Consider the following 18,290-nt stretch of genomic DNA (forward strand, 5'->3'; position numbering starts at 1 on the left):
TTACTCCATTCTTCTTTTTTGGGCAATTAAGCGTTCTAGCTCTTCTAATGCGGTGTCTGTATCACCGACATGGCTAGCTTCCTGAACTTTCTTTTTAATTTGCAGATTTTCCTGATTCAAAAGAGCTCTTTTTCGAGACTCTTCCACTTCAGCTAACTCGTGAGGGGACATCTCAGGTGGCAAATCTAAGGCTAGGACTTGATACCAAGCACTCTCCACTTCTCTGGTCTGATGAGCCAAATCCTCAGACGAGATACTTCCATTATCAATCAAGAGTCCATACAAGGTCTGAAACTCTGGAGTTTCAAAAATAAAGTCATCTCTTAAGCGGTAGTCATTGAGCACCAAGGGATGTTCCATCATTCGGTAGAGGATATGGGCTTCCGCTCTCATCACTGCTGTCAGTTGCTTGGTAACAGACATAGTGATAGGACTAGGACTATAGGTCTCCTTAACCTTCTCCTTTCTCTGTCTGACACGACTTTCATTGACAATATGTTCGACTTGCTGATAGTCAAAAGATGGCAAGTGATCCGTCAAAATGTGAATGTAGGAATTCTGAGCTGTGATAGAGGGTTCCTTGGCGATTAAGGGAGCAATTTTCTCTATGAATTCAATCTGAGCTTGTAGATTTTCACTGTTTTCCGGTCTGAAATGATGGATGTAAAACTCAACTGGACTGATGCGTGTATTGGTTAAGAGATAAGCCAAGTCTTGAGGAGAGTTTTTCTGCAAGTATTCATCCGGATCCATCGCGTCAGGAATCTGAACGACTTGGACAGGTATATCTTTAAGCTCGTCCAAGGCTTTAGCCGTCGCAGCTTGCCCAGCCTTATCTCCGTCATAGGTGACGATCACTTTTTTGGTAAAGCGTTTCAGATGCTCCACATGTTCACTCGTCAGTGCGGTACCCATAGAAGCAACTGCATTTTCAATACCAGCACGATAAGCCGCAATGACATCCATAAATCCTTCCATCAGGTAGATTTCAGGAGCCTTGCCCGATCCTTTTTTTACCCTCTCCAAATGATATAATTCGTAACTTTTGTTAAAAATTGCCGTCGCTCGACTATTTTTATACTTTCCAGTTTGAGAATCGGCCTCTTGCCATATACGACCAGAAAAGGCAATCACCTTTCCTTGATCATTTAAAAGAGGAAACATAATGCGATTATGAAAAGTATCAAAAAATTGGTTACTCTCAGATAGATAAAACAAACCCGAATCCAGCAAGTCCTTCTCACTATAATCATCTGCTAAACGCTGATATAGATAAGAGCGTTCTGCTGGAGCTAAACCAATCATAAAATGCTTGAGAACATCATCTGTTAAGCCACGTTTATAGAGATAGTTTCTCGCCTCTTCACCCATTTTAGTCGTCATGAGAATGGCATGATAAAAACGAGCGGCTTTCTCATGCATATCGTAGAGATTTTGATGGGGCGACCTAGGCTGTACAGAACCTTGAACAGGCGCTGCCATCTGAATCCCAAGTCTCTCAGCTAATATCCTCACCGCATCCGCAAAGGTTACCTGCTGATATTCCTCGATAAACTTAAAAACATCTCCAGAACGACCACATCCAAAGCAGTGGTAAAATTGCTTATCTTCGACCACGTTAAAGGAAGGGGTCTTTTCACCATGAAAAGGACAGAGCCCTAAAAAGTTCCGTCCAGATTTTTGTAAAGAAATCACTTCTCCTATGATTTCGACAATATTGGTATTGTTTTTGATCTCTTCGATGAGTCTCTTGTCAACCATAGACAATACCTCCATTTTATCACAGTTTACTCTAACTAGTATAGCTTATTTCTGAAAAAAAGTAAACCATTTCATACACTTTACATGAGACTATTTCATAAGTTTCCAGCTGTCATGAAAAAGTGAATCTTTTGAGCAAACCATTCTAATATTTGAAAGAAAAATAGAAAAAATTAAAGACTATTTCACTTGATTTTCGAGATTATTTTTTAATATCCTGCTAATATACTGACCATCTTTTCTACTGATACAAGCTGTTGCATAAGTCAATGGTGCTTTGTATACCTCTCCTCTATAGGATGGATCAGTCAAGACAGGCATTGAATAATAGGCGTTCTTTTTATTTTTAAGATCAATAAACCATTTTCCTCCTAGGTGTTTGCGAAAGGTTTCACCGATATAAACGGTCAAATAATCCAACATCTTGCGGTCTGCTATCAAAGCATGGTGGTCTTCGTAGTGAGCTAAGATCCAAGCCTCCAAATCATCCAAGGACTGCATACTATAGTCTAAATTTAGCCCTTCTTTCTCCGCAAAATCCCTTGTGAAATAGTCCATCTTAAATCCAATCTGAAAAATCCATTCCTGAAAATCTTCTTGTGTGTATGCCATTGTTCTACCTCCTCTACTATTTAATATTTAATTCTTATATGGATTATACTATAAAAAGCATCAAGTGAAAAGATGAAGAAAATATATATAGCAGATTGAACTTAGAATAGTACACTACAAATTCTAAAACATTTTTAGAAATTGATTTGACTTTCCTAATCTCTTTGTTCATATCTTATTTCAATCAACTATATTTTTCTAATAACTTTTTTATAACAAAAAGACTTAGAAATAGGATTCCCACTTCTAAGTTTTTAATGATAGATGTTTTAAAAATTATCTACTCAAACAACTGATAGTAATCAGAAATTTTCATCTTAGCTTTTTCATCCTTATTCAAATCTTGGATGATTCGGCCTTCTTTCATAACAATCAAACGATTTCCGTACTTGAGGGCATCCTCCATATGATGGGTAATCATAAGCGCAGTCAGCTTGTCCTTGCTGACAAAGTCATCTGTCAACTCCATCAAGGCCACACTTGTTTTAGGGTCAAGAGCTGCTGTGTGTTCATCCAACAACAGAAGTTCCGGACGTTTTAGCGTTGCCATCAAGAGACTTAAGGCCTGTCTTTGTCCACCTGACAAGAATTCAATGGGTGTATCCAAGTGTTTTTCTATACCATTTCCAACCTTCTCAATAGTTGCTTGAAATTCTTCCTTGTAAGCTGAGAGTCTTCTTGGAAATAGACCACGTTTTTCTCCACGAAACTTTGCAATCAAGAGGTTTTCTGCAACGGTCATACGAGGGGCAGTTCCCATCTTAGGATCCTGAAAGACTCGAGAAAGGTACTTGGCACGTTTTTCAGGGCTAAAATGAGTCACATCCTCACCCATAATACGAATGCTACCACTGGTTAAAGGCAAAGTTCCTGCGATGCTATTAAAGAGGGTTGACTTGCCTGCACCATTTCCACCCAGGATTGTGATGAAGTCATGTTCGTAAATATCAAGAGAAACATCGTTTAGGATAATTTTCTCCTCGTCAAAGCCATTTGTCACAATTTTTGTGGCATTTCTTAATTTTACAATTGCTGTCATTTGCTTAACTTGACTCCTTTCAAGTATTTATCCTTAAGTGTTGGAATTACAAGACAAGTTGCTAGGATAAGAGCACTGTACAAACGGAGGTAGCTAGTATTAAAGCCGAGAGCAATAACGCCCCATACCAAGAATTGATAACTGATGGAACCAACTACAATGGTAACCAAACGTTCTGCTAGGGTAAGACTCTTGAACAGAACTTCACCGATAATCAAACTTGCAAGACCAACAACGATAACACCGATACCACGAGAAACATCCGCGTAACCTTCTTGTTGGGCAATTAAGGCACCAGCAAGGGCGATAACACCATTTGACAAGACCAAGCCCATGAGCTCCATACGGCCTGTATTGATACCAAAACTACGAGCCATATCTGGATTATCTCCTGTTGCGATATAAGCTTGTCCCAATTTAGTATCTAGGAAGAAAAGCATGAGAAGGATAACCAAAGTCACAAAAATCAAACCTGTCAGTAATTGATTAATCTCAGATGAAAATGGAAGAACATCTTGGATTTGCTTGGTATTTAAAAGTCCAAGGTTAGCCCGTCCCATAATCATGAGCATGATAGAATGGCAAGAAGTCATGACCAGAATTCCAGACAAGAGTGTTGGAATCTTTCCTTTAGTGTAAAGAAGACCAGTCGCTAAACCAGCAAGACAGCCTGCTCCAACAGCTACTAAGGTAGCAAGAAAAGGATTAACGCCTTGAGTAATCAGTGTTACTGCAACTGCTCCTCCTAGTGGGAAGGAGCCCTCAGTTGTCATATCTGGAAAGTTCAGAATTCGAAAGGTCATAAAAATTCCCAAGCCCAGGATAGCCCAGACCAATCCCTGTGAAATAATCGATATTATCATGTTACATTCATTTCCTTCTTTTAAAAATTGGAGGAGATGTCTCCAACTCCTCCTACATTCTTATTCAATTACTTGACCAGCTTCTTTGAGAACTGATTCAGGAATTGTGATTCCAAGTTCTTGAGAGACTTTTTTATTAATAACTGATTTACCAGTTGAGAAGACATTAACTGGTGTATCTGCAGGTTTTTCCCCCTTCAAGACTTTGGCAATCATCTTACCGGTAGCAACACCAAGATCGTGTTGGTCCACAACGACTGATGCCAAACCACCTGCTTCTACCATGGCAGTCGCACTTGGGTAGATTGGTTTTTTAGCTGTTTGGTTGCTTGATACTACAGTTGAGAACGCAGATGCGATTGTGTTGTCAATTGGAATCCAGATTGCATCTACTTTACCAGTCATAACATTAACTGTTGAAGCAATTTCGTTCGTTGAAGGAACTGCAAATGTTTCTACTTTCAAACCAGCTTTTTCAGCATAAGTTTTGAATTCTTCAACTTGTGATTTTGAGTTATCTTCACTACTTGAGTAAAGAGCTCCAACCGTCTTGACATCAGGAGTCAATGTCTTGATCAATTCAACCTGTTGTTGAGCAGGGTTGTGGTCAGACACCCCAGTGATGTTCCCACCTGGTTTTTCCAAGTTTTGTACAAGGTTAGCTCCAGCTGGGTCTGTAATAGCTGCCATGATAACAGGAAGGTCTTTTGTTGCACTTGCGAGACCTTGAGCTGCAGGTGTTGCAATTCCGACAACTACATCGTTTCCGTTTGCGACTAATTGCTTACTCATTGTAGCAACCTTACTTTGGTCACCTTCTGAGTTCATAAAGTCGATTTTAATTTGGTCACCTTTATAGCCTTCTTCAGCAAGTCCATCTTGGATACCTTGGTAAATCAAATCGAGTGATGGGTGGCTGACAAACTGTAGAACACCAACCTTAGCAGTTTTATTTGCTGTCTCAGCTTTAGTTTCCTGCTTCGTTAAGCTAGAATACACCAAGCTTCCTCCAACTACAAGTGCTAATGCTACGATAATACCGAGTAGACGTTTGTTTTTCATAATTTTCTCCTTATTTCTTCTTAACTTATTATTTTTTTATTCAATCACTTATTCAAGCGACGCCATCGTTTGATTTCCATAATTTTTCCTCCCCATAGAAAAAGTCCTCACACAAAAAACTTGTGTGAGGACGTCGATGCGCGGTGCCACCTCAATTATAGGAACTAGTCCTATCGCTCTTACTCGCTAAAACGAGTTGCACTGTAAGGTGTGCTCACCGAATTCTTATGATTTCAAATTCTTAATAACATTCAGCCCAATTTTCATCACTTCCATCTATCTGTTTCCACCAACCACAGACTCTCTAAAAAATTTCAATGATTACTTTCTGAATGCTTAAATTATATCATTTTACTAAAACTTGTCAAGGGTTTTCATAAAATATTTTTAAAAAAATGTAAAATCAGAGAGAGTAAGTTAATCATATGCCTGTGGGAATTGGCTTAACAATGTAACATTACAAAAATCTATATAAATTTGCAAATTATTTTAACCAAATATGAAACATATCTTCATCAACTATTTTTTCAAGAATGATAGTATTTTCATTTATATCATATGCAATCAATTTATTACCTGCTAAAACTAATAAAATATTATCTTCGAGAAGCTTAATATCTTTTATGTAGTCTGTTTCAGCTGAAAATCCAAATTGAGATAGATTGATAAAGGTTGATTTATGACTAGTTACATCAAATAGACTGAAAGCAATTTTTCCTGAATCATTACTCTCATGCTCAATTGCTAACAAATTTTCTCCTAATTCAATAATGTTAACTGGACCAATTTCATCTAAATCAAAAAATTCCTTAAGTCCTGATTCCATATCATAGTGAAAAACTTTCCCCCAAAGTACTTTTTCCTTGGTCGAGTTAATTCGATATCCACCGGAAACTGAATAGAGTTGTTTACCCTTCACAATGCTATCGTCAAAAAAATAAGTCAAGTTAGGATCATCATAGAGAATTTCTTTATTTTCAAACTGTAATTTCTTGTTCTTTAGTGAAAAATGATGTAAGTAGGTTGGGTAATTATCATTACTTTTAACATCTACTCCCAAAAAGTAGATATTATCACCATCGTTTGAAAAATCTGTAGCAAAAACAGAATTTTTGAAAATATATTTATCTACTTCCTTTAAATTTGTATCAAAAACTGCAATAAAACTATCATCTGTATTTGCTTCAGAAGTGAAATAGTAGTCTGGATTTACGCCAGCTGTTGAAAAAGCATAATCAGAGGTCTTATTATAGTGAATCTTTCCAGTTTCAAAATCAACTGATATTATTCTACCTACTACACCTAAGGGTGGACCTTCTTCAGAAAATAGCAAATAACGATTGGAAATTTCTGCACGCTTAACAACTTGATTAATCTGGCCCTTAACTATCTCTATTTTTTCATCAGAAACTTTCTCAAATGAACTATCTTTAAAATTATACCCCTCCACACTGTGATATCCTAATAAATAAAAATCCACATCTGACTGTATAGAAAATTGTTTTGATGATGCAGCAGAATATCTTTGGATAAAAAATAACACTCCCATTAAAATAATAATGGCTACAACAATAACATGACCAACTTTTTGTTTATTATTCATAATCATTTATTCCTATAAACAATAGTGGTCTTAGGATTAGAGACAAATTCTCCAGGGTGTATAGCAATAGCTGATCCTATGTCATTGTCACTTTTATTCAAATCAACCCCAGCAGTATAGTAATAAGCAGCCCAAACTAATTGAGAACAATAAAAACTATTAGTTTGTTTTGCATTCCAAAAATTAGTGTTATACGGTTTATTGACTTGGTTTCCCGCCCACTGGCCAGCATTCCAGTCTTGCTGAACACTTGTAGCGTTTACTCCAACTTGCCAAATAGTGTATGTACTACTTGTCCATTTACCACTTCTAAGTCGAACTTTCTCCGTCACCCCTGGTGCTTCGGCAACAGAATATAGTCTCTGTGGCACTACTATCGCTGCATGCCAACTGTTAATTCTTCGAGTTCCTATACCTTGATCAGTTACACAAATTAGACCGTCTCGCCAACTCCAATCACCTATGCGAGATCTAGAATAGTTTTTTACATCATACCTAACAGGTTCTGACATCCCATTTTCAAGATACTCTTGTGTCCTGCTATCCATACTATCCAAAATACTTTGTTGTTCTGGAGTCAGTTGAATATCATTCCCAATAAACTTATTAGTTTCAATATATAAATCGGTACTTTCATTTGCATAAATAGTTTCAATACTTATGGTTGAAGCTAGGCATAAAAAAGATAAACCACTCAAAATTATAGATTTTCTCATAGAAATTTCTCCTCTTAGAACTCTATTATTAAATTCAATTAAAACAACAAGCAATTCCTAAATACTTTATATTATCCCCTCCATTTTATAACTCTAGTCATCAGCCTAATAGTTATTAAACAACCTATAATAACTATTCTACTAATATAAGCAGATTAATCTTTACATTTACAATTGTAAGCCCTTTCCTCAATATATAGAATAGCATTATATTTATGTTTTGTCAACGAATTTAATGCTCTATTTCGTTTTATATATATTTAGTTGACTAAAAGAAAGTCAAGAAAAATTTTTCGAACATCAATAATTTAAGCTAGGAGAATGGTCATTAGGAAATAGATAAAGTTCTAGTTATAAGGTGAAACAAAACTGTTTGCCTCTCTTGGCTGATCGAAAGAGTAGACATTAAATCATCCCTATGTCTCTTGGGAAAGGGGAACTAATGATAATCACAACTGGCTGATTCGTATAGGATTCCCTAAAAGAAAAAAGAAAACGACTCCTAAAGAAGTCGCCTTCATTGATAATCGGATGAATAACTATCCTAAAATACACTTGGGCTACAAGTTACTTTGGAAATTGCTATTTGCTATCCAACTTGAACTTGAGACTTAGCCAATCCCTACGTTTTTGGAAAATCTTGCTTGTATCAACCTGAATTACGTAATCCTGTAGCAATTCCGTTGATAGTTGTATGGATTAATCTTTCTTCATCTGAAGATAACTCACCACGGCGTTGACGCTTAATCAATTCCAACTGAATATAGTTAAGGATATTGAAATAAGGCATGCGGTAGTTGAGACTGTCTTTCAAATAGGTATTTTCTGCCAAGAGCTCCTCATGGCCTTCAATAGCCAAGATAACGTCCTTAGTCAACTGCCATTCATCTAAAATGGTATAGTAAATTGCTTGTACTTCTTCACTTTCACACAGTTTAGCGTATTCAAAGGCAATGTTCATATTTGATTTTGACAAGACCATATCGACATTGGATAGGAGTGATTGGAAGAATGGCCAGTTTTGATACATTTCACGAAGGAATTCAATATTTTTAGGATCTTGATCGATAAATTCCTTAAAGCTTGAACCAACTCCATACCAACCTGGGAACATGACACGACTTTGTGACCATGAGAATACCCAAGGAATAGCACGTAGACCACCGATTTCGGTAATTGTTTTACGAGCTGCTGGACGAGAACCAATATTGAAACTTGAAATAGCCTTGATTGGACTAGATTCAAAGAAATAATCATAGAAATGTTCATTTCCAAATACAAGTTCACGATAAATATCGTAGCTACGTTCTACTACTTGATCCATGATTGCTTCATAACGATTTGACGTATTGGTATCACTCTTCTTCTTGGTAATCATACGGTTGATAGCTGCTGAAACCAACATTTCAAGGTTATAGTAGGCTGCATCCTTGTTTCCGTATTTGTTGCCGATAACTTCTCCTTGCTCTGTCAATCGAATACGATCCTTAATTGACTTGAGCGGTTGAGAAGCAATGGCATCATAAGTAGGACCACCACCACGGCCAACGGTACCACCACGACCATGGAAGAAGGTTACTTTGACTCCAAATTCGTCACCAATAGCAGTCAATTGTTGTTGTGCCTTATAGAGTGTCCAACAAGATGATAGATAACCGCCATCCTTGTTACTATCAGAGTAGCCAAGCATGATTTCTTGGTAATTGTTTTTAGAAGCAATCCATTTCTTAGCAAGTGGTAGAGAGAAATACTTTCTCATAGTTTCTTCAGAATGATCCAAGTCTTCGATTGTTTCAAAGAGTGGTACAATCTGAACACGCGCTTTTTCAGCATCCACAAGACCGACTTCTTTGAGCATAATAGCCAACTCAAGCATATCTGACACACTTGTTGCATGTGAGATAATCGTTTGACGAATGACATCTTCTCCTAAACGATCTTTTAATTCACGTGCAGTTTTGAAAATAGCTAATTCTTTTTCGAGAAGTTCAGACTTCTCAGCATGAGTTGCAGACAAGATTTGAGGATCTTCTAACAATTCATGCAAAAGCAAGTCGCACTTTTCATCTTCTGACAAATCGCTATAGTGGTCATTGATTCCAGCAGATGCTAACAATTCAGCTACACAGGCTTCGTGGACGCTTGAATCTTGACGCATGTCGATGGAAGCCAAGAAGAAACCAAAGACTTCTACAGCTTCTAAAAGTTCTGCAAATTCACCTGTAAGCAAGGACTCTGCCTTGTTTTCAAGTAATGAATCCTTAATAGTATATAGGTCTTTTTTGAACTCTTCAACTGTTTCGTAAAATGGTGGACGATCTTCAGCTAGCTCTTGAATAGCTCCTGAAAGTCGATTGCTAATATAATCTGTAATCACTCCTTGTTGATGCCCTTGAGTACCAAGAAGACGTTCAACAGGATGACGTTCATCAGCTGACGAGCCAACAACAGACCATTCTTTTAAATTCAAGAGTGTTTGAATCAATTTGGATTGAATCAAATGAAAGGCGCGACGATAGGGTTCTTTCTCACGAAAGACTGATGTATCTCCAGACTGAGCAGCCATTTCTTCAACAGCTTTACTAGTTTTTGATAAATTAGTCGAGAGAGAGAAGGTACGATAGAGACTAGAAATCTTACTGATATAATAGTTCAAAACCACTTCACTTTGAATGGTAGCAGAACGCAGAAGTGTCTCAGCTGTTACAAATGGATTTCCATCACGGTCTCCGCCGATCCACATCCCCATTGTAATTGGTTTAGCTTGTTTTAGGTCAATTCCTTGTTCCTTTGCTAGACGCTTATACTCTAGCATCAAGTTAGGGACAGCCTGTAGGAAGGAACTATTGTAGTATTCCATAACATTCGTGATTTCGTTGGTTACTTTTAGTTTCTTCTCACGAATCATATCTGTCTGCATGATAATCTCAATATAGCGACGAAGATCATTATGCCATTTTTCTTTGTTAATGAGCCCCATTCTCACATCACGATATTTACGCAAAAGGGTATGGATATGAGTGGTCAAATCCAACATACTCTTACGTTGAACCTGAGTTGGGTGGGCGGTCAAAACTGGTACCACGTTCAAGTGTTCAAGAATCTCAGCAGCGTTTTCTTTTTCAGCCACCATTTTGATCGTTGTTGACAATTTACCCAGATAGTCTTGATCTACATTATTTAGATGGTTAATCTCATAAGCCAAGTCAACATCTTCTGAGATGTTAATTAAAAGAGGCAAAATAGAGAAGTATCTAGAAATGTAGACCATCTCATCATTTGAAAGACCTGTTACTACTTTATCTAGCCCTTGATAGTCAAGTTTTGAAGAAAGTTCTTTCAAGTGCATAATCTTATCAAAGGTTTCAGCAGGAAGCATATTTTTTGTGATATCTTCCAGCATATCTGTCAAGATTTGCACTTCTTCTTGTACAACAGCTTTGTTACTATAATTTTCTAACTTTTGAAGAGACATTTTTTTCTCCTTGTCATATTATGTCTTAGAGTTGCGCTTCTAATTCGCGATAGAGTTTGGCACGTTTTTCACTGGCATCAATATTCAACACAAAAGCGATGGCTACTGATAGGACCAAGAGACTATTTCCTCCTTGCGATAGGAAGGGGAAGGTTACCCCTGTTGAAGGAATCAAGCCTGAAATACCTCCAATGTTAACAAAAACCTGTATTAGAATCATACCACCAATACCGATTGCTACCATTGAGTTGAAAGGATCTCTCGCTCGAATTCCAACCAAAATAATACGAAGAATCAAGAAGAATAGAAGAGCCAAAATAAGACTAGCTCCTACAAATCCAAACTCCTCTATCACAATCGAAAAGACAAAGTCTGTATGGGCTTCTGGTAGATAACCTCGTTTTTCAATGGAATTTCCTAAACCAAGACCAAACCAGCCACCGTTAACCATTGCATAATAAGAATTGGCTAACTGATGCCCAGATCCTGCTAGGTCATTAAAGGGGTTGAAAAAAGCACTGAAACGCTTGGCAACATAACCAAAGACAGGAATCTTTGAGAATTTTTCAACACCGATAAAGCGAATGGCTGTTAAGGAAATCATAGAAACACCAGCTAGTAAGCCCAGAATAGTTGTGAACCACCGATAAGCTATTCCACTGATGGTATACATGAGCAAGGATACTAAAATCAAGATGGTTGCATTTCCAAGGTCAGGGAAGATTGCCAAACTACCTATCATGACCAAGAGGACAAACCGCCAATCATTAAAGGCTCTTGGCAACCACTGATTGAGGGTTAAAATTTGGAAGTCATAAACTGCTATCTCATCTTGTTGTTTTGAAAAACGCTGAGCCAAGTACCAAATGATAATAATCTTTAGATACTCTGCTGGTTGAATCGTGATCGGGCCAACCTTGATCCAGCCATAGGCTCCATTGATTGGACTACCGATTAAACGTGCTAGAGCCAATAATATCAACTCGACAAACATGACGATAAAGAGTAATCGCTCATTTCGCAGAAATCCTAATTTTAATTTATAAATTAAGGCTATTAAGAATAAACTGGCTATCCAGAAAATCCCCTGATTTCGCACTAGTTGTAATGCACTCTTTCCTTCCTGAATGAGGGACGCACTAGTTGTCGAATAAACTACTATCAATCCTAAAACGGATAACAGTAAATAAGGAATCAAAATGGAATAATTCAGCAGGTGCCTTTTACTTATTTTCATATGTCACCTATCTATCGGAAAAATATTTTTATTTTCCCTTATTATTTCTAGTTTTACATGCTATTATACCATTTTTTAGACTAGAAAAAAACTCTTACAGTGAAAACATTCGAATTTTACTCAAAACAGACTCTGGACTAGAATGTCTTGAGTGATCCCCTTATCCGATCTATCGAGCGTTTTAAGTTACTAGGACTTATAAAACTATAATGTTGATATTTTATAAACTTAAAAACTACCTTCCAGATAGAGGAAGGTAGTTCATTACTATCTTAGTTTGAGGCGCTACTGCTGCTGTCAGAAGTTGTTTCGCTTTTGATGTATTGTGTAAAGATATTTTGGAAGGACTGGTCTTTAACTTTAATGTTTGCATCCTGTAATTCTTTACTAATGACACCTTGGACAAAGGTTGCATCATTTTGTTTTTGAGTCAAAATGATTGTTTTAAGTTTTTCTTTGTAGTCATCCAAGTTTGAAGATTTTTCAGACTTCTTAGTTAGTTTCACAATGTAGAAACTACTTGTATAAGCTTGAGTTCCTGGAGCAGTGATAACATCTGAAATTCCGTTAACATCAAGCGCAAAAGCAGCTTTTTTAACCACGTCTGGCAATTCTGTTGATGCAGAGTCAAAGGTAATTTCTCCACCATTTTCTTTAGTCTTTTCATCTGTAGAATTGTCTTTTGCAAGTTGTGCAAAATCAGCTCCAGATTCTTTTGCTTTGGCAAGAACTTCCTTAGCCTTATCTTCACTGTCAAGTTTAATAATTTGAGCCGTTACTTCTGGAGTATACTCTTCAAATGCTTTTTTATAGTTTTCATCTGTTAATTCAGCTTCAGCGGCTTTCTTAACAGCATACTCAACTAATTTACTTGTACGAATTTGAGCTTTACGGCTTTCTGCAGTCATACCTGAACGAGCTAGAACTGTTTGATAGCTATCACCATATTTCTTTTGTTCTTCTGCAACTGCATCATCTACTTCTTTATCACTTACTTCTGAACCATATTGTTTTTCAAAAACTTTTTGAATGGTCATATTCAGCAAGACTTGTTGAGCAGTCGCATTATTTTTGACTTCTTCAAAGAATTGATGCTCAGTAATAACATCGCCTTTCATGCTAATCAAGTCAGTTCCTTCAGAACTGTTTGAACAAGCAGCCAAAGTAGCTACTGACAACAAGGTGATGGCTCCTGCCATTAGTTTTTTCTTCATGTTTACTCCTTTTTCTAAAAACGGTCGAAAATTTCTTTAGACCGACTCAATCATTATACCATATTTTAAAGCAGATAACTTAAATAAGACTAAAAATACTAGCTTTTAAATTTTAAATGATTCCAGTTTTTCTTATTCTAAAAAGAACCTGAACAACAGTTCAAGTTCTTGTTTATCGTGAGTTAATTTTTTAGTGACGTCCTTTGTAAGTCAGACCAGCTAGACCAATACTTGCAAGTAGGAGGCCAAATAGAGAAAGTGAAGAACTTTGTTCACCCGTGTTTGGCAAAGCTGGAGTTTCTTTTTTCGAAGTAGGTTTGTCAGCTTTAGAGTTTGAAGTTTGCCCAACAGGTTTCACAGGAGCTGTTGGAGCAGTATTCGAATTAGTTTGTGGTTTAAGCTCTGGCTTAACTTCTGGTTTTGAAGTATCAGAAGGTTTAGTTTCTGGCTTAACCTCTGGTTTTGAAGCATCAGAAGGCTTTGGGGCCGGCTTAACTTCTGGTTTTGAAGTATCAGAAGGCTGAGGTTCTGGCTTAACTTCTGGTTTCGGTGTTTCTGAAGGCTTAGGTTCTGGCTTAACTTCTGGTTTTGGTGTCTCTGAAGGCTTAGGTTCCGGTTTTACTTCTGGTTTCGGAGTCTCTGAAGGCTTAGGTTCCGGTTTTACTTCTGGTTTTGAAGTATCAGAAGGTTTAGGTTCTGGCTTAACTTCTGGTTTTGGTGTCTCTGAAGGCTTAGGTTCCGGTTTTACTTCTGGTTTCGGAGTCTCTGATGGCTTAGGTTCCGGTTTTACTTCTGGTTTCGGTGTATCAGATGGTTTGGCATCCGCATTTACCTTCTTATACTCTAGAAACATATATAGATATCCATCCGAAGAACCAAAATATGTATCCATTATCCGGTAGTCCACATTAAAACCAGGCATCCAGCTATATTTCGAAACTACCTCATAGCCATCAATATTTTTATGGATATTGATAGTTTCACCAGAGTTTAAAACTCCATGTTCTCGAAACATTATTTCTCCCGTATCTTCATCTAAATAATCGATACGATATTTGAGGGGCTCTTGATTTTCGTCAGCCTTTACGATGCTAACTCCAAAAACAGGCACATCGGTTAAAGCTGGCACAACAACACCAAGAACAGCAACAGATAGCAAAGAAACACCAAGTTTGGTTACTTTATTCGTTTTCATCATTTCCTCCTTAGGAATGTAGAATTACTTTTTAGGTGGGCAAATACTACAAAATCCTAATTTTTTTGATTTTAGTATTTCGAAAATACACCTCAAGTGCTTGAGCGACAAGGGTTTTGGTGTATCGCCTAAGGACCGTCAAACGATACACTTAAAAAAACAAAAAATACCAATCCAACACAGGCTCAAAACCTTGTTAAATTCGTATTTTCTGAAATATTCAAATCGTTATTTTGAATGTTTCGCAAAACGGTCGTTAATCGAAACATATTTACTCCTTCATTGTAGCATTTTATCTTGTTTTTAGCAAGAATTTTGCGAAATATTTTTACGATTGATGGCTACCTTGTTTCGTTCCAAGACTTTATAGATGGTTGAGGTCGAAATTCGTTCTGTTTTTGCTATTGTTCTGATGCTTGATTTCCCTGCTAAATACAGCTCAATAATTCTCTCTTCCTTATCTCTTGACATTCGCTTGGCACCTAGTTTGACACCATTTTCCTTGGCTTTACGAAGTCCTTCACGGGTTCGAAATCGCAGATTTTCCAGTTCACTTTCTGCCACAAATCCCAAAATGACGCAAAGTAACCTACCGATGAGCGAGTCGGTTTCCAGTTTTTCATGCAAACTGACTAGCTGAATATCCGAAGCATTAAATCGCTCGATCAGTTCTAGCAATTTAAACATGGAGCGAGTCAGGCGATCTAACTTATAGATTGTAAAAGTGACCTTCTTGCCATCCTTTGCAAGGTCACAAGCCATTTTTAAGGCTTTTTCGAGTTCTGGACGTGCATTGTTTGAACCAGATTCACGTTCGATAAAGAGGTGGTCACAGTGCTTGAGAGCCTCCATTTGCACCTCCAAGCCCAGATCTTGCTTGTGGGTAGAAACACGAGCATAGCCTATATTGATGGTGGTTTGAAACATAAAAATCCTCCTGTTTTTGATACAGAAGGATTATACGATTTTTTAAAATTATTCCATTTCTGGTAGACTTACATTTTCCACATTTTTTCTCAGCATGAGAATCCCATCTCCAAGAGGAACCAAGCTAGCGGTTAAGCCAGGATTGTCTAAGGTTGCATCAAATAATCTTTGCAAGCCACGATAAATCGTCCGTTGTCCACGTCGGACTTCCATAATATCCCTCGCAATATCTCCTCCTTGGAAAATATCATCCAAGACAACGACTCCACCTACTTCGAGGTGTTTGAGGATTTCTGGTAGAAAGACGATGTACTTGGATTTAGCAGAATCCATAAATACAAAATCATAGGTCTCAGTCAACGTTGACAGGACATCTACCGCATCACCTTCTAAGAGAGTGATTTGTTTGCGTTGATCAAATTTGGCAAAATTCTCCTTGGCAAAACCAATCATCTCAGGATTTCGGTCAATAGTGGTAATTTTTGAATTAGGTGAATGCTCTGCCATTAAAAGTGCTGAAAATCCAATAGCCGTCCCGATTTCCAAAATGTTTTTTGGTTGAATTGTTTCCATAAGGAAACGAAAATAAGCGACGGTTTCGTGAGGGATGATAGGAATATTCTCCTTGCGAGCAAAGTTTTCTAGCTCTTTTAGGGAACCCGTCACCTGCTTTTGTCTGTGGCGCATGAACTCGACAATCTCATGCTTGACAACAGGACGACGCATATTGTGATTGGCATTTTTGCTATAAGACTTTACCATCTGCCTTATGCCAATCCTAATTTTTCAACAAGAGCTTCAAACTCATCTAAACGGTGTTCAAAGACAGCAAAGGCATCGTTGAGGTAGTCTTCCTTCTCCATATCAACGCCTGCTTTTCTCATGACATTAAGTGGATAGTCTGACTTCCCTGCCTTGAGGTAATCGATATAGCGATCACGATCTTCTTGGCTACCATGTACAATCTTTTCAGCCAAGGCTGAAGCTGCTGCAAAGCCTGTTGAATATTGATACACATAGTAGTTGTAGTAGAAATGTGGAATACGAGCCCATTCATATTGAATTTCAGGATTATCTTCCTTACTCAAACCATAGTAAGCTTCATTCAAGTCGGCATAAAGCTCATTTAAGAACTCACTAGTCAAAACTTCTCCATTTTGGTCAGCTTGGTGGATAGCGTGCTCAAATTCAGCAAACTGAGTTTGACGGAAGACTGTACCACGGAATCCATCTAGGAAGTTGTTTAAGATTGCAAAGCGTGTTGCATCATCTTGAACTTCTTGCAATAATTTTTCTGTCAGGATGTTTTCATTAGTAGTTGAAGCAATTTCTGCTAAGAAAATCGAATAGTCTCCATAAACGTATGGCTGGGTTTCACGAGTATAGCTAGAGTGCATACTGTGTCCAGTTTCATGGACAAGAGTAAAGAGATTATCTAGATTGTCCTGCCAGTTAAGAAGCATGAAGGCATTTGTATCGTATGATCCACCTGAATATGCACCTGAACGCTTGCCTTGGTTTTCATAGACATCAATCCAACGTTCGCTAAAGGCACGTTTAACTCGACTCAAGTAATCATCACCAAGAACTGCCAAAGCTTCTTCTGCCTTCTTCAAGGCCTCCTCATAAGTAAAGCTGTACTCCACTGAAGACAATGGTGTATAGACATCGTACATTTTGAGGTCAGGAATTCCCAAGATTTTTGAACGTAGTGCAAGATAACGATGCAAAAGTGGCAAGTGTTTGCGAACTGCTGACACTAGATTGTCATAGACACTTTCTGGTACAAAGTTAGCCGCAAGAGCTGCTTCACGTGCACTCTTGTAATTACGAACCTTAGCACGATAGTTTTGCACTTTAACATTGGTCTGCAAGGTTTTAGCGTAGGTGTGTTGGAACTGCTCGTAAGTTGCATAAAGTGCTTCATAGGCACAACGACGTACCTCACGATTTTTTGATTCCATCAAACGTATGTAAGTTCCGTGAGAGAGTTGCACTTCATTGTCTTCGTCATCCAAAACGTAAGGGAAAGTAAGGTCAGCATTGTCTAGGATAGCAAAGGTTTCACTTGCCGACCCAAAGATTTCACTGGCTCCTGCAAGCAATTCTTCTTCACGCTGTGAAAGAACATGATCTTTCTTTTGTAAGAGCTGATCAAAAAAGTGTTTATAGAGCTCAAGTTTAGGTTCAGCAGACAAGAAAGCAGTCATTTGTTCCTCAGTAATCTCCATAAACTCTGGCTCGTAGAAAGAAAGTGCCTGATCAAGCTGGCTATAAAGCGTCATAGCCTTAGCATAGTATTCTTGATACTTAGCTTCGCGGGTGTCTTGGTCATTTTTCATATGCGCATAGACATAAAGCTTCTCCAACTGGCGCTCTAACTCTAGAGAACGTTCAGTAATTTCAAGCAAGCTCTGAGCACTGTCTAAAAGATGACCTACATATTGGTCAACTGTTTCCACTTCCTCTGACAGTTGGTTGAGGGCATCTTCCCAAGCCTGATCAGTAGCAAAGATCGTTGATAGATCCCATTTGTCTTTTTCATTTATTTCATTTCGTTGTAATACCATAAGATTCCTCCATCCT

At 37.9% G+C, this 18,290-nt stretch carries 14 protein-coding genes and 1 pseudogene; 1 reads left to right on the top strand and 14 read right to left on the bottom strand.

The features are described 5' to 3' along the window. From dnaG to RQ973_RS00465, 7 genes are all read right to left on the bottom strand, one after another. Positions 1-1,761 carry a DNA primase gene (dnaG, locus tag RQ973_RS00435; RefSeq protein ID WP_311522337.1) on the bottom strand — a complete coding sequence of 587 codons (1,761 nt, stop codon included), beginning with the start codon at positions 1,759-1,761 and terminating at the stop codon, positions 1-3. A 180-nt stretch (positions 1,762-1,941) separates the two neighbouring features. Beyond that, positions 1,942-2,373, bottom strand: coding sequence for a hypothetical protein (locus RQ973_RS00440; protein ID WP_049548925.1), 432 nt, complete (start codon positions 2,371-2,373; stop codon positions 1,942-1,944). A 280-nt stretch (positions 2,374-2,653) separates the two neighbouring features. Then, positions 2,654-3,412: an ABC transporter ATP-binding protein gene (locus tag RQ973_RS00445; protein ID WP_049548924.1), complete on the bottom strand. Its 759-nt coding sequence runs from the start codon at positions 3,410-3,412 to the stop codon at positions 2,654-2,656. Beyond that, positions 3,409-4,275: an ABC transporter permease gene (locus RQ973_RS00450; RefSeq protein ID WP_049548923.1), complete on the bottom strand. Its 867-nt coding sequence runs from the start codon at positions 4,273-4,275 to the stop codon at positions 3,409-3,411. Before RQ973_RS00450 ends, RQ973_RS00445 begins: the two co-directional genes overlap by 4 nt. 60 nt (positions 4,276-4,335) lie before the next feature. Then, entirely contained in the window at positions 4,336-5,337 is a 1,002-nt protein-coding gene (gene trpX, locus RQ973_RS00455) for a tryptophan ABC transporter substrate-binding protein (protein WP_049548922.1), read from the bottom strand. Positions 5,338-5,821: 484 nt separating this feature from the next. Further along, positions 5,822-6,940 (bottom strand): hypothetical protein, encoded by a 1,119-nt coding sequence (locus RQ973_RS00460; RefSeq protein WP_049548921.1) that lies wholly within the window; start codon positions 6,938-6,940, stop codon positions 5,822-5,824. A gap of 2 nt (positions 6,941-6,942) precedes the next feature. Continuing rightward, positions 6,943-7,656, bottom strand: a complete 714-nt coding sequence (locus RQ973_RS00465) for a YiiX/YebB-like N1pC/P60 family cysteine hydrolase (protein WP_049548920.1) — start codon at positions 7,654-7,656, stop codon at positions 6,943-6,945. Between the two features lie 411 nt (positions 7,657-8,067). Between RQ973_RS00465 and RQ973_RS00470 the strand changes: the two are divergent. Next, positions 8,068-8,271 (top strand): annotated as a pseudogene (locus tag RQ973_RS00470) (IS30 family transposase); the annotation flags it as partial. 34 nt (positions 8,272-8,305) lie between these two features. On the opposite strand, the gene ppc reads toward RQ973_RS00470, so the two are convergent. The 7 genes from ppc to pepF form a co-directional block, all read right to left on the bottom strand. Then, positions 8,306-11,131: a phosphoenolpyruvate carboxylase gene (ppc, locus tag RQ973_RS00475; protein ID WP_311522342.1), complete on the bottom strand. Its 2,826-nt coding sequence runs from the start codon at positions 11,129-11,131 to the stop codon at positions 8,306-8,308. Positions 11,132-11,156: 25 nt separating this feature from the next. After that, positions 11,157-12,368, bottom strand: coding sequence for a cell division peptidoglycan polymerase FtsW (gene ftsW / locus RQ973_RS00480; protein ID WP_049548918.1), 1,212 nt, complete (start codon positions 12,366-12,368; stop codon positions 11,157-11,159). Positions 12,369-12,640: 272 nt separating this feature from the next. Continuing rightward, positions 12,641-13,582, bottom strand: a complete 942-nt coding sequence (gene prsA, locus RQ973_RS00485) for a peptidylprolyl isomerase PrsA (RefSeq protein ID WP_311522343.1) — start codon at positions 13,580-13,582, stop codon at positions 12,641-12,643. A gap of 190 nt (positions 13,583-13,772) precedes the next feature. Then, complete coding sequence (locus tag RQ973_RS00490) at positions 13,773-14,777, bottom strand: LPXTG cell wall anchor domain-containing protein (RefSeq protein WP_311522344.1); 1,005 nt, start codon at positions 14,775-14,777, stop codon at positions 13,773-13,775. Between the two features lie 303 nt (positions 14,778-15,080). After that, positions 15,081-15,704, bottom strand: coding sequence for a recombinase family protein (locus RQ973_RS00495; RefSeq protein ID WP_311522345.1), 624 nt, complete (start codon positions 15,702-15,704; stop codon positions 15,081-15,083). A 48-nt stretch (positions 15,705-15,752) separates the two neighbouring features. Next, positions 15,753-16,466 carry an O-methyltransferase gene (locus RQ973_RS00500; protein ID WP_311522346.1) on the bottom strand — a complete coding sequence of 238 codons (714 nt, stop codon included), beginning with the start codon at positions 16,464-16,466 and terminating at the stop codon, positions 15,753-15,755. Between the two features lie 5 nt (positions 16,467-16,471). Beyond that, positions 16,472-18,274: an oligoendopeptidase F gene (gene pepF / locus RQ973_RS00505; RefSeq protein WP_311522347.1), complete on the bottom strand. Its 1,803-nt coding sequence runs from the start codon at positions 18,272-18,274 to the stop codon at positions 16,472-16,474. Positions 18,275-18,290: the final 16 nt, after the last annotated feature.

The organism is uncultured Streptococcus sp. (genome assembly GCF_963511325.1).
In the GTDB taxonomy this organism is placed as follows: Bacteria; Bacillota; Bacilli; order Lactobacillales; family Streptococcaceae; genus Streptococcus.

Excerpts from the sequence above, each read along its gene's own strand:
- dnaG (WP_311522337.1), bottom strand. The coding sequence starts at position 1,761 with ATGGTTGACAAGAGACTCATCGAAGAGATCAAAAACAATACCAATATT.
- RQ973_RS00440 (WP_049548925.1), bottom strand. The coding sequence starts at position 2,373 with ATGGCATACACACAAGAAGATTTTCAGGAATGGATTTTTCAGATTGGA.
- RQ973_RS00445 (WP_049548924.1), bottom strand. The coding sequence starts at position 3,412 with ATGACAGCAATTGTAAAATTAAGAAATGCCACAAAAATTGTGACAAAT.
- RQ973_RS00450 (WP_049548923.1), bottom strand. The coding sequence starts at position 4,275 with ATGATAATATCGATTATTTCACAGGGATTGGTCTGGGCTATCCTGGGC.
- trpX (WP_049548922.1), bottom strand. The coding sequence starts at position 5,337 with ATGAAAAACAAACGTCTACTCGGTATTATCGTAGCATTAGCACTTGTA.
- RQ973_RS00460 (WP_049548921.1), bottom strand. The coding sequence starts at position 6,940 with ATGAATAATAAACAAAAAGTTGGTCATGTTATTGTTGTAGCCATTATT.
- RQ973_RS00465 (WP_049548920.1), bottom strand. The coding sequence starts at position 7,656 with ATGAGAAAATCTATAATTTTGAGTGGTTTATCTTTTTTATGCCTAGCT.
- ppc (WP_311522342.1), bottom strand. The coding sequence starts at position 11,131 with ATGTCTCTTCAAAAGTTAGAAAATTATAGTAACAAAGCTGTTGTACAA.
- ftsW (WP_049548918.1), bottom strand. The coding sequence starts at position 12,368 with ATGAAAATAAGTAAAAGGCACCTGCTGAATTATTCCATTTTGATTCCT.
- prsA (WP_311522343.1), bottom strand. The coding sequence starts at position 13,582 with ATGAAGAAAAAACTAATGGCAGGAGCCATCACCTTGTTGTCAGTAGCT.
- RQ973_RS00490 (WP_311522344.1), bottom strand. The coding sequence starts at position 14,777 with ATGAAAACGAATAAAGTAACCAAACTTGGTGTTTCTTTGCTATCTGTT.
- RQ973_RS00495 (WP_311522345.1), bottom strand. The coding sequence starts at position 15,704 with ATGTTTCAAACCACCATCAATATAGGCTATGCTCGTGTTTCTACCCAC.
- RQ973_RS00500 (WP_311522346.1), bottom strand. The coding sequence starts at position 16,466 with ATGGTAAAGTCTTATAGCAAAAATGCCAATCACAATATGCGTCGTCCT.
- pepF (WP_311522347.1), bottom strand. The coding sequence starts at position 18,274 with ATGGTATTACAACGAAATGAAATAAATGAAAAAGACAAATGGGATCTA.